The 9,902-nt window shown below is 64.2% G+C and carries 15 protein-coding genes; 12 read left to right on the top strand and 3 right to left on the bottom strand.

Features of this window, described 5'->3' with window-relative positions; translation table 11 throughout:
* Window positions 1-116 precede the first annotated feature (116 nt).
* Together CTR55_RS10815 and CTR55_RS10810 are read left to right on the top strand one after the other, a co-directional pair.
* Window positions 117-1,022: a DNA-3-methyladenine glycosylase gene (locus CTR55_RS10815; protein WP_296286012.1), complete on the top strand. Its 906-nt coding sequence runs from the start codon at window positions 117-119 to the stop codon at window positions 1,020-1,022.
* Between the two features lie 2 nt (window positions 1,023-1,024).
* Entirely contained in the window at window positions 1,025-1,501 is a 477-nt protein-coding gene (locus CTR55_RS10810; protein ID WP_296286010.1) for a methylated-DNA--[protein]-cysteine S-methyltransferase, read from the top strand.
* A 22-nt stretch (window positions 1,502-1,523) separates the two neighbouring features.
* Here the strand turns inward: CTR55_RS10810 and CTR55_RS10805 are convergent, their stop codons facing one another.
* Window positions 1,524-2,057 carry a methylated-DNA--[protein]-cysteine S-methyltransferase gene (locus CTR55_RS10805; protein ID WP_296286008.1) on the bottom strand — a complete coding sequence of 178 codons (534 nt, stop codon included), beginning with the start codon at window positions 2,055-2,057 and terminating at the stop codon, window positions 1,524-1,526.
* Window positions 2,058-2,081: 24 nt separating this feature from the next.
* Entirely contained in the window at window positions 2,082-2,660 is a 579-nt protein-coding gene (locus CTR55_RS10800; RefSeq protein ID WP_296286006.1) for a helix-turn-helix domain-containing protein, read from the bottom strand.
* 67 nt (window positions 2,661-2,727) lie between these two features.
* On the opposite strand from CTR55_RS10800, the gene CTR55_RS10795 reads away from it, so the two are divergent.
* Window positions 2,728-3,255 carry a dihydrofolate reductase family protein gene (locus tag CTR55_RS10795; protein ID WP_296286005.1) on the top strand — a complete coding sequence of 176 codons (528 nt, stop codon included), beginning with the start codon at window positions 2,728-2,730 and terminating at the stop codon, window positions 3,253-3,255.
* 265 nt (window positions 3,256-3,520) lie between these two features.
* Here CTR55_RS10795 and CTR55_RS10790 read toward each other — a convergent pair whose 3' ends face one another.
* On the bottom strand, window positions 3,521-4,237 hold the full coding sequence (locus tag CTR55_RS10790; RefSeq protein WP_296286004.1) for a helix-turn-helix transcriptional regulator: 717 nt from the start codon (window positions 4,235-4,237) through the stop codon (window positions 3,521-3,523).
* Window positions 4,238-4,417: 180 nt separating this feature from the next.
* Between CTR55_RS10790 and CTR55_RS10785 the strand changes: the two genes are divergently transcribed.
* The 9 genes from CTR55_RS10785 to CTR55_RS10745 are packed head-to-tail and all read left to right on the top strand — an operon-like array spanning window position 4,418 to window position 9,897.
* On the top strand, window positions 4,418-4,756 hold the full coding sequence (locus tag CTR55_RS10785; protein ID WP_296286003.1) for a helix-turn-helix domain-containing protein: 339 nt from the start codon (window positions 4,418-4,420) through the stop codon (window positions 4,754-4,756).
* A gap of 2 nt (window positions 4,757-4,758) precedes the next feature.
* On the top strand, window positions 4,759-5,202 hold the full coding sequence (locus CTR55_RS10780) for a hypothetical protein (RefSeq protein WP_296286002.1): 444 nt from the start codon (window positions 4,759-4,761) through the stop codon (window positions 5,200-5,202).
* Window positions 5,199-5,438, top strand: a complete 240-nt coding sequence (locus CTR55_RS10775; protein ID WP_296286001.1) for a hypothetical protein — start codon at window positions 5,199-5,201, stop codon at window positions 5,436-5,438. Before CTR55_RS10780 ends, CTR55_RS10775 begins: the two co-directional genes overlap by 4 nt.
* Window positions 5,435-5,629, top strand: coding sequence for a hypothetical protein (locus CTR55_RS10770; RefSeq protein WP_296286000.1), 195 nt, complete (start codon window positions 5,435-5,437; stop codon window positions 5,627-5,629). Before CTR55_RS10775 ends, CTR55_RS10770 begins: the two co-directional genes overlap by 4 nt.
* The gene (locus tag CTR55_RS10765; RefSeq protein WP_296285998.1) at window positions 5,622-7,667 is read left to right on the top strand and encodes a Mu transposase C-terminal domain-containing protein; all 2,046 of its coding nucleotides are present in this window, start codon (window positions 5,622-5,624) and stop codon (window positions 7,665-7,667) included. Before CTR55_RS10770 ends, CTR55_RS10765 begins: the two co-directional genes overlap by 8 nt.
* Before the next feature lie 17 nt (window positions 7,668-7,684).
* Window positions 7,685-8,404 carry an ATP-binding protein gene (locus CTR55_RS10760; RefSeq protein ID WP_296285997.1) on the top strand — a complete coding sequence of 240 codons (720 nt, stop codon included), beginning with the start codon at window positions 7,685-7,687 and terminating at the stop codon, window positions 8,402-8,404.
* Between the two features lie 2 nt (window positions 8,405-8,406).
* A complete protein-coding gene (locus tag CTR55_RS10755) occupies window positions 8,407-9,204 on the top strand; it encodes a hypothetical protein (RefSeq protein WP_296285995.1) in 798 nt (265 codons plus the stop codon).
* Entirely contained in the window at window positions 9,201-9,587 is a 387-nt protein-coding gene (locus CTR55_RS10750; protein WP_236199953.1) for a helix-turn-helix domain-containing protein, read from the top strand. Before CTR55_RS10755 ends, CTR55_RS10750 begins: the two co-directional genes overlap by 4 nt.
* Window positions 9,571-9,897, top strand: coding sequence for a hypothetical protein (locus tag CTR55_RS10745; RefSeq protein ID WP_296285992.1), 327 nt, complete (start codon window positions 9,571-9,573; stop codon window positions 9,895-9,897). The genes CTR55_RS10750 and CTR55_RS10745 overlap by 17 nt, the downstream gene beginning before the upstream one ends.
* Window positions 9,898-9,902: the final 5 nt, after the last annotated feature.

Below are 9,902 nucleotides of genomic sequence, written 5' to 3'. Positions count from 1 at the left end.
CGGAAGATGACAGGTCGAACCCTGCTGTCGGTGCCTTCTATAAAGGAGCTTACCCGCGCCAGTTTGAAAGTCAGGCGCGGGACGACAGCCCGGTGCGCAACAGGTAAGGTCGCTGCATGAAAAACACAGCCGCCGACTCCCGCATTATTCGCCTGCCCTACCAGGCCCCCTGGAACTGGCAGCAGTTCCACGACCACTTCGCCCTGCGCAGCCTGGCCGGCGTCGAATGCCTGTCGCCCCGGCGCTACGCCCGCAGCGTGCGGCTGGGCGCGGACAGCGGCTGGTTCAGCGTCACGCCGCTGGACGACACCGCCGAACTGGAGCTGGAACTGCACCTGCCGGCCCATCACAGCGAGGCGCTGACGGCGCGGGTACGCAAGATGTTCGACCTGGACAGCAACCCCGCGCACATCGCCGGGCACCTGGGTGACGACACCATCCTCGGCCCACTCCTGCTGCAAGCGCCCGGCCTGCGCCTGCCGACCGCGTTCGACCCATTCGAGCAGGCCGTGCGCGCCATCGTCGGCCAGCAGGTCACGGTGAAAGCGGCGGTGACCATCGTCGGGCGGCTGGTGCAGCGCCTGGGCGAAGCGCTGCCCGGTGACGCCGAGGGCCAACCGACCCGCCTGTTCCCTACACCTGAAGCGCTTGCGGAGGCCGACCTCGCCGGCATCGGCATGCCGGGCAAGCGGGTGGAAACACTGCAGCGCTTTTCCGCCGCCTGCGCCAGCGGCGCGCTGCAACTGCATGTGGACGACGGCGCCGACGACCTGGTCAAGCGCCTCTGCGCCCTCCCCGGCATCGGCCCGTGGACCGCCGAGTACGTCGCCCTGCGCGCCTTCGGCGATCCGGACGCCTTCCCCGCCGCCGACCTGGGCCTGCTCAAGTCACCAGTCTGGGGCGCCGAAGGTATCACCGCGCGCGAACTGCAACGTCGCGCCGAAGCCTGGCGACCGTGGCGCGCCTACGCCGCCGTCTATCTGTGGCACGCCTATTCCCAGGCCGGCCGCAGCGGAGGATGACCATGCACTACCGCTACCACGACAGCCCCACCGGCCGCCTGCTGCTGGCCGGCGACGAAGGCGGCTTGCGAATGCTCTACATGGACCTGGAGACCCGTCACTACCCCGAGCCGGACTGGCAACAGGGCAGCCCTTTGCTGGACGACGTGGCGCGGCAGCTGGACGAGTACTTCGCCGGCAAGCGCCAGCGCTTCGACGTACGCCTGAACACTGGCGGTACCGAGTTCCAACGTCAGGTCTGGCAGGCTTTGCTGGAGATCCCCTACGGCTACACCACCGTTTACGCGGAACTCGCGCGGCGCATCGGCCGGGCCAAGGCGATCCGCGCGGTGGGCGCGGCCAATGGTGCCAACCCGATCAGCATCATCGTCCCTTGCCACCGGGTGATCGGCAGCAACGGCAGCCTCACCGGCTACGCCGGCGGCCTGCCGCGCAAGGAACTGTTGCTGCGCCTGGAGGGCGCGCTGCAGCGCACCTAAAAGTCTGGCCTAGAAGACCGGCCTAGAAATCGAAGGCGGTCTGCGCCGCCTGCGGGTCCTCGAAGCCTTCCAGCGCCAGCATGCGCAGCTTCGAGGTACTGCCGCCCGGCGCGGAAAAGCCACCGGTCTTGCCGCCGCTGGCGAGCACTCGGTGGCAAGGAATGATCAGCGGGATCGGGTTGCTGCCCATCGCCTGCCCCACCGCGCGCGACAAGCCGACATCGCCCAGGCGCCGGGCAATCTCGCCGTAGGTCGTAGTTTCGCCGCGCCCCAGCTGGAGAATGTCGTCGTAGACACGGCGGTGGAAATCGCTCACAGCGGACAGGTCCAGCGGCAAGCTGTCGAAGGACACCGCCTCGCCCCGCGCATAGCCCAGGATCAACTGACGCGCCTCATCGATGAACGCAGGCCAGTGGGCAGTCTCGCTGCCGAGCTTGTCGAAGCGCTCACGCACACTGTGCACCGAGTCGCCCGGCAGATAAGCGCGCGTGATCCCCTGTGGGCTCCAGGCGAGCCCGAACCAGCCGAGGTCTGTTTCGATCAGGCAGTAATGCATCGGACGAGTCTCCATCCCTGCGTCTTATCCCGCAACCCTTTCCGCCCTCAGCACGACTTCGCACCAGCGCCGCAACTCTGCGCCGATGGCGCTGGCCGGATCGCCCTGGCGCTCGAAGGCCCACCACAATTGCGCGCCCTGCCATTGGCTGGCCATCAGCCGGCCAAGTACGGGCTGCCTCTGCGGGTCATCGCTCAACCGGCGCCCCAATGCCTTGGCCAATGTGGCGCCCCACTGTGCACCACGCTCGCGAAGCAGCGGATCGCGCATGTCCTCGCGCAGGATCAGCAGCCCCTCCGCGTAGTCCGCCTCGCCCTCGCCCACCGGGAACATCGCCACCAGCATCTGCACTGCGCCTTCCGGGCTCAACTCGGCGCTCTCGTCCAGGCGCGCGGTCTGCTCATCCAGCTGATCCCAGGCGCGCAGCAGCACGGCGCGGAGGAACTCGGCCTTGGTTGCATGCCGCTGCACCAGCGTCGCGGCGGACAGCCCGACCTCGCGGCCAACGGCGGCGAAGGTCACCGCCTCCGGTCCTGCGCGCACCATCAGCACCATGGCAGCGTCGAGTACCGCTTCGTCACTCACCGTTTTGGTCCGAGCCATGAAATCTCCTTTTATAAATGAACGTTCATTTATATATTGATAAGGAGCTTACCCAAGGAGACTCAACATGGCCAGGATTCTCGGCTACATCGCCAGCAGCCTCGACGGCTTCATCGCCACCCCGCAGCACGGGCTGGACTGGCTGTTCAAGCATGACCAGCTACAGCTGGGCGAACATGACTACAGCCTGTTTCTCCAGCGCATTCGCACTCTGGTCATGGGCCGCGCGACCTACGACTTCCTCGCGGCCGACCCCAGCCCCTGGCCCTATGGCGCCCAGCGCGTGCTGGTGGTGACCTCCCGCCCCATCGACGAGCCGAACGGCCCGCTGGAAACCCGCAGCGATGTCGACGCGCTGATCGCGGAACTGCGCGCGCTGGAGGATGGTGATGTGTGGATGCTCGGCGGCGGCCAGTTGCAGATGGCCTTCCTGGAGCGTGAGGCGCTGGATGAGCTGGAGGTCTATGTGATGCCGGAGATCATCGGCGGCGGCTTTCCGCTGTTCCCTGCCACCGGGTTGCGGGTGTCGCCGACGCTGCTGTCGGCCAAGGTCATCGAGCCGGGCTGCGTACGGATGCATTATCGGTTTGATTGATGAAGGCGTTCGCGAGCAAGCTCGCTCCTACGAAAAGCCGCACACCGCTCTGGCTCGGCTCTGGCTGTGAGGAGGTTATGAGGTTGGCACTGGTGGGGTGCTGCCGGAAGAACCCGGATGAAGCCGGACAAGCCCGAATGACGCGGCTTGTAGGCGAATGGGCGGTGCCAAAGGTATGCAAGGTCGAAACGGGCCAGTAACGACCCCGGAGCCTGGATTTCGCAAAGCCTTTGGCATCGCTCCGAGAGGAGGTGCGGGGCGCCCCTCAGATTAGCCAGCCCCCCGCCCACACCACACGCCCGATGATCTGCAGCTGATTCATGCTGGCCCTCGGCACGGTCATCATGGGGTATGCCTTGTTCTCACTGATGATATGGATAGCTCCATCAAACTGACGCTGCAGTCGCTTAGCGTAGAGGTGGTCATCCAGGAGGATGACATAGACACCCTCACCCTCAAGGCTATCGCGGCTCAGGTCGATCATGACGGTGTCATCGTCATCGATCAGACCCAACATCGAATCGCCATCGTTCCGTAGACACGCCAAATTCGCCGGACTGAGTCCCTTCTTACGCAGCGAGTAACGCGTGAACGCCAAGCTGGTAAGCACTTGGGCTCTCTCGTTCCAGGCGCCATTACCAGCACTGCAACGAGCGTCGTAGAGAGGGACGTAGGCGTAGATATCCTCACTGTCGGTCTGAGTCGCCGACTGTCGGGGGAGCTTCTCGCCCTCTCCCGTCATGAGCCAAGCCAAGCTAACGCCAGTGCATTTTGCCAGGCTGATGAGTACAGGCCGCGTTGGTTCCCCGCCTTTCAAATAGCGCTGCAGCCCGCCTTGAGAGATGCCTGCCGCCTTCGCTAAAGCGCTCGCACTACCCGCTATAGAAGCTATCTCACGAAGCCTTTCGATGAAGGCTTTGTCGCTTTCAGGTTCGCCGCCCGAACCTGAAAGCTGCGTAGTGTCTTGACTTTCAAGTTTCAACTTTAGCAACCCTTTGATTTTGCACGTATTTTCTCTATAGGAGTCGCCGCAACCCGCTTTAGAACTTGAAAATGCGCTATCGCGCTTGAGTTTCAACTTCTATAGCGATATGTTTATGCCGTTGGACACGTTAAACATCACCTCAAGACCACCCCGCCAGGCGGTCTATGGATCAACGACATGAACACAGCGGAAATCCCATCTGACCCAGGTCTGCGCTGGGAGTGGATCAAGTTCCAGCTACGCGCCAAGGGCACGTCGCTGGCGAAGCTCGCACGCGACCTGCACGTTTCCGGCCCTGCCGTGAAGAACGTGAAGCGTACTGCCTACCCCCGCATGGAGCGGGCTATCGCCAAGGCCCTGAGCCTTGAGGTCCAGGAGCTCTGGCCGGAGCGCTGGGATGCCAACGGCAACCCCAATCGCATGCGCCCCAAGCGCTCAGAAGCTATGCCGGCACGTACTCAAAAGCATAACCCAGCTTATGTCCTTGGGCACCGTAAAACAGGCACGGAGGCATAAACATGCGTCACGGAAAAGACGACCGCACCATAAACATCGACTTCGATGTGCCGCAGCCCCAGTTGGTTAGCGCCTGCGACTTCCGCGTCCAGGTAAGCGAGATCGTCAGCGAGATGCTGACTGGAGCGAAGGGCACTGGGCTTGAGCGCATTGACGTTGCCGCCCAAATGTCTCGCCTTTCGGGTGAAGACATCAGCAAGGCGATGCTCGACGCCTGGTCATCGACAGCCCGCATCGATCACAACCTGCCGTTCTACCGCGCAGCCCTCCTGGAGCAAGTCTGCGGCAGCCATCAATTGACTGACCTGATCGTCACCGTTCGCGGTGGTCGGGTTAGCTGGGGACGTGACGCCTTGCTGGCTGAGCTGGGCCGCGTAGAGAGCATTAAAGAGGAGGCGACCCGTCAGGCACGTGAGCTGCGCCGCCGCATAGGAGGTGCCGCATGAGACCGTCGCACTTGAAGCCAGGCACCTGGCTGATGATTCGCGATGCCTTTGGCACTGGTGAGTATCGCGCTCGCTTTGAGGGCCGCACTCCCGCTCAAGGCAAAGGACGCCCTGCGATCAACCATCTGTTCAATCCTGAATGGATCGGTTTGTCCGGCCCGGAAGATCGCGGCATGGCGATCATTAGCGACTACGAACTTGCTCGGCGTGGTCGAGTACTGGGAGGTCGCCCATGACTCGTATTCCTCAGGCGCTACTGGATGACCTGCGCCACGCAACCGAGTTCTACAGGTGCGTAGAGGCCGAAAGCGAGGCAGTGGATGTCGGCGCCTGGACCGACGCTCGCGAGTGGCTACGCACTGCAGCCCTGAACCTTGGCGCCGCTCTGATCGCCGAGCTTGAGGCAAGCGAGGCTCCCCATGCGTAAGTGGTTCACCGCCCAAGAACTGGCCGGGCAGCCTGGGCTTCCGGGCACTGTGCAAGGGGTTAATCAGCGTGCGAAGCGCGAGGGGTGGGAGGCTCAACTTCGCCTGGGGCGCGGTGGCGGCCAGGAATACAGCTTCGCCATATTGCCGCCAGAAACCCAGGCAGCCCTGCTGACCGCCGCAGTCAACCTCGAAAAATCGGAAGTCGCCCCGGCCGAAAGCCAGAACATCGTAATGCGTGACGCTATTCCAGCGTCACGCCTGACTGATGATCAGCGTGGAGTGATGATCGCGCGCCTGTCGCTCGTGCGAGAAATCGAGCGCATGAGCCAGGCGGTCAGCCAGCAACGAGCGATCATGACCTTGGTCGGCCTGGCTCGTGATAACCAGCTCAGCCCGTACTTGGCCGAACGCGTCGAGCGTGCCAACGACCGCAAGACTTCCGACCGCTCGCTGTCCGAACGCACCCTCAAGCGCTGGCTGGCAGACTACCGCCGCGACGGCGAGGCAGGCCTTGCTCCAGCTCGGCGTAAGGCCGACATAGGCATCCCGACCTGGGCAGCTGACTTCCTGCGCTGCTACCAGCGCCCGACCAAGCCTGCTGTGGAGCGCGCCTTTGCCGAGTTCACCGAGAAGTACCAGGGCGACCGCCCGAGCATTCACCAGGTGCGGCGCTTCCTCGACAAGCTGAGCCCGGAAGCGCGCGAGCGTGGCCGCTACAGCCCGCAGGAACTGAAGGCCTTCAAGCCGTTCCGACGCCGTACCACGAAGAACCTGCTGCCTGGTGACGTGTACACAGCCGACGGTCACAAGTTCGATGCTGAGGTGATCAACCCGATCACCGGAAAGCCCTACCGGCCGGAGATCACGGCCACCCTCGATGTGGCCACCCGCCGAGTGTTGGGCGTGGCCATCGGCGAGTCCGAGAACAGCATCGACGTGATGTATTCCCTGCGCGATGCCATTCAGCGTGGCGGCATGTTTGCTCTGTTCTATGTGGACAACGGCAGCGGTTTCGCCAATGACGCGGTGCGCGAGGTTGTGGACCGCCTAGGGGGCGAGATGGTCCACGCACTGCCCTACAACAGCCAGGCTCGCGGCCTTATCGAGCGGGCTCACCAGTCCATCTGGGTGGCCGCAGCCAAGAAGCTGACCAGCTACATCGGCGCCGACATGGACAAGCACGCAGGCACCAAGGTGCACCGCATCAGCCGTCAGCAACTGCGCGACCATGGCCGCACCCGCCTGATCCCAACGCACATCGAGTTCATGGCTGCGGCCGAAGTCGAGGTCGAGGAGTACAACAACCGCCCGCACCGTGCGCTGGCGAAGATGCGCGACCCGCAGACCGGGCGTATGCGCCACATGAGCCCTAATGAAGCCTGGGAAGCCGCACGCGGTACAGGCTGGGAGCCGGTGCTCGCACCCCCGGAGCTGGTCAGCGATCTGATGCGTCCGCAGGTGGTGCGCCGCACCCTGCGCGGCGAGGTCACTTGGGACGGTAACCGCTACTTCCTCAATGACCTGCGCGACATCCACGGCGAAGACGTGCGCATTGCGTACGACGTCCGGGACGCCAGCCGGGTATGGGTTCGCTCGATGGATGGCGAGCTGATCGGCGAAGCACTACTCGACGGCAATGCCAGCGACTACATGCCGATGAACCGCATCGAGAAGGGCCGCGAGCGGCGCGCACAGGGTCAGCTCAAGCGCGGCATCGACAAGCTGGAGGGCCTCACTGGTCAGCGTGTTGAGCTGGTGACCACCACCAAAGCGCCGAGCGCCGACCTGGAACCGGCTGCGCTTGAGGAAGCCCGGCGCTATGCCGCCGCGCTGGCAGCCCCCTCCAACACCTTTGAGATTCCGACCGACTCCATGGCGCGTTATCGCCTGTGGAAGCGCGTTGACCGCCGTATCACCGCTGGCGAGCAGATGGAGCCCGAGGCCCATCGCTGGCATGGCGACTACCCCCGCACCGATGAATTCAAGTCCACCCAGGACATGTACGACTTTGCCGAGGCCGGCCTGGCCCGCGCTTGACCACAGGAGTAACGACCATGAATGCCAAGAGAATCGTTCCGCTGACCAACGTCGGCCTTCTCGCCAACGCTATCGACCGTGCTATGCGCCGCCCTGTGGGCCTGCCAGGCCTTGTGGTTGCCTACGGCAAGACCGGCTACGGAAAGTCCTTCGCTGCAGCGTTCGCCGCCACCAAGCACCGCGCCTATTACGTCGAGTGCCGTGAGACTTGGACTCGCAAAGCCTTCCTGCAGGCAGTCCTGCGCGACATGGGCATCACTCCGGCCAGCACCTTGTCCGAGATGGTTGACCAGATCGCAGAGCAGCTCAGCCGTAGCAACCGCCCGCTGCTGATCGACGACGCCCAGTACCTGCTGGACAAGGCTGCTGCGAACGTCATCACCGACATTTTCAACGCCAGCCAAGGAACCATCGTTCTGATCGGGGAAGAGCGCGTACCGACCAGCCTGGCCAAGCTGGAGCGCCTACACAATCGCGTCCTGGAATGGGTTCCGGTACAGCCGGCCACCGCTGACGATCTGCGTGACCTGGTGGACGCTACCTATCCCCACCTCACCATCGCCGACGAGCTGCTTGAAGACCTGCGCAGCAAGACCAAGGGATGCCTGCGTCGCGTGGCCGTAAACCTTTATCGCGTCCACACCGAGGCCCAGGCCATTGGTACGGACAAGATTGACCTTGCAACCTGGGGCAATCGCGAGTGGTTCACTGGCGAAGCCCCGGCGCGGAGGGCTTGAGCATGGCCCGCAAACCCGTGCACCTCACCATGACCGGCGGCAAAAGCCCGCGCCAACACATGTGGGAAGCCATCCGCTCGCTGTCCCGCGACCCGAAGGGCCTGACCACCTACAACGTGTCGCGCCTGTCCAGCCAGGAAGACCAGGCCGTAAGCAGCTACCTGCGCGACCTGCAGAAGGCCGGCATCGTCGAGCGTGTTGAGGTCCTGGTCCAGCGTGATGCCCGCTGGAAGCTGCTTGCGGATGAAGGCGCCGAGGCTCCGCGCGTGAACAAGCGCGGCGAGCGCGTGCCGCCGTCTGCAGTCGAGAACATCTGGCGCACCCTGCGCATCCTAGGTGAGATGAGCGCAGCCGAGGCCGCAGAGCACGCCAGCGTCAACGGCGTAACCATGACCGAGCTGGCTGCCCGCACCTACCTGCAAGGTCTGACCCTAGCCGGCTACGTCACCCGCACCGACGGCACCCCAGGAAAGCCCGCCCGTTACTACCTGGTGCGCCAGTGCTACACCGGCCCGCAGCATCCGGTCTATCAGCGCAGCACCTTCGAACAGGTCTACGACCCGAACCTGGACCAAGTGGTCTGGACCAAGGGCATACCGGACAGCCCCGAGCTGGCTGGCCTGCGGCTGGAGAAGGCTTGCTTGGAGAAAGCGCTAGCCGACCTGATCGCAGCAGCCAAGCCCATCGAGCGCCTGGCCGGCCGGATGGTCGCTCAGTTCCACCCCGACGACAGCGAGCGCGCGGAAGGCATCGAATCGCTGCGCCTGTTCAACGACCTGGTGCGTGAGGTGCGCGCATGAATGCCCGCGTCGATCTGTCCGCATGGGGGGAGCAGCCCCCGCAGTGGGTCTGCCTGCTGGCCGCCGAGGTCGAGCAGACCAACCGCACCCGTGCCGGTGAGCGCATCGGCATGAGCCGCTCTGCCGTCAGCCTGGTGCTCTCCAACCGCTACCCGTCGCCGAGCACCTCGGCCGTGGAACGTCGTGTGGTGGCCGCCCTGGGCGGGCTGGACTGTCCCGCCCAGGGCGAGCCCATCAGCCTGATCGAGTGCCAAAGCTACCGCGAAAAGAAGGCTCCGACGCACAACCCGCAGGCCATGCAGCAGTGGAAGGCCTGCCAGCACTGCACCCACAACCCCAACTGCGCGAATGCCCTGGAGGCGAGCCATGCAAGCCAGCACTAACGCTGTCCTGAAAGTCCTGACCCCGCGCCTGGCTGATCGGCTGCGGACCTTCAACAGCGCGGCGCGTGATCTGCAGCGCATGGGTATCCGCCTGCACCGCATCGAGCCGAACGAAAACCGCCTGACCATCGGGCCGGAAGACGGCCAGCGATTAGTCAGCCTACAGCGGGCCTGGGGTTATCAGCGCCACGGCACTGCTGGCAGCACCCGCTACAGCGCGCAGTTCATGGGCGTAGAGATCGTCTGGTCCGAGCCGATCAGTTACCGCGACTTCGCCAGCCCGTCCCCCATCGACCTCACTTTTCACTGATCAAC

The organism is Pseudomonas sp. (assembly GCF_002796985.1).
Taxonomy (GTDB): domain Bacteria; phylum Pseudomonadota; class Gammaproteobacteria; order Pseudomonadales; family Pseudomonadaceae; genus Pseudomonas.
The sequence above is the reverse complement of the archived record's forward strand: the minus strand, read 5'-3'. Positions and strand labels throughout refer to the sequence as shown.

What these genes read in the sequence shown, in the direction of transcription:
- CTR55_RS10815 (WP_296286012.1), top strand. Translation starts at nt 117, where the DNA reads ATGAAAAACACAGCCGCCGACTCCCGCATTATTCGCCTGCCCTACCAG.
- CTR55_RS10810 (WP_296286010.1), top strand. Translation starts at nt 1,025, where the DNA reads ATGCACTACCGCTACCACGACAGCCCCACCGGCCGCCTGCTGCTGGCC.
- CTR55_RS10805 (WP_296286008.1), bottom strand. Translation starts at nt 2,057, where the DNA reads ATGCATTACTGCCTGATCGAAACAGACCTCGGCTGGTTCGGGCTCGCC.
- CTR55_RS10800 (WP_296286006.1), bottom strand. Translation starts at nt 2,660, where the DNA reads ATGGCTCGGACCAAAACGGTGAGTGACGAAGCGGTACTCGACGCTGCC.
- CTR55_RS10795 (WP_296286005.1), top strand. Translation starts at nt 2,728, where the DNA reads ATGGCCAGGATTCTCGGCTACATCGCCAGCAGCCTCGACGGCTTCATC.
- CTR55_RS10785 (WP_296286003.1), top strand. Translation starts at nt 4,418, where the DNA reads ATGAACACAGCGGAAATCCCATCTGACCCAGGTCTGCGCTGGGAGTGG.
- CTR55_RS10780 (WP_296286002.1), top strand. Translation starts at nt 4,759, where the DNA reads ATGCGTCACGGAAAAGACGACCGCACCATAAACATCGACTTCGATGTG.
- CTR55_RS10775 (WP_296286001.1), top strand. Translation starts at nt 5,199, where the DNA reads ATGAGACCGTCGCACTTGAAGCCAGGCACCTGGCTGATGATTCGCGAT.
- CTR55_RS10770 (WP_296286000.1), top strand. Translation starts at nt 5,435, where the DNA reads ATGACTCGTATTCCTCAGGCGCTACTGGATGACCTGCGCCACGCAACC.
- CTR55_RS10765 (WP_296285998.1), top strand. Translation starts at nt 5,622, where the DNA reads ATGCGTAAGTGGTTCACCGCCCAAGAACTGGCCGGGCAGCCTGGGCTT.
- CTR55_RS10760 (WP_296285997.1), top strand. Translation starts at nt 7,685, where the DNA reads ATGAATGCCAAGAGAATCGTTCCGCTGACCAACGTCGGCCTTCTCGCC.
- CTR55_RS10755 (WP_296285995.1), top strand. Translation starts at nt 8,407, where the DNA reads ATGGCCCGCAAACCCGTGCACCTCACCATGACCGGCGGCAAAAGCCCG.
- CTR55_RS10750 (WP_236199953.1), top strand. Translation starts at nt 9,201, where the DNA reads ATGAATGCCCGCGTCGATCTGTCCGCATGGGGGGAGCAGCCCCCGCAG.
- CTR55_RS10745 (WP_296285992.1), top strand. Translation starts at nt 9,571, where the DNA reads ATGCAAGCCAGCACTAACGCTGTCCTGAAAGTCCTGACCCCGCGCCTG.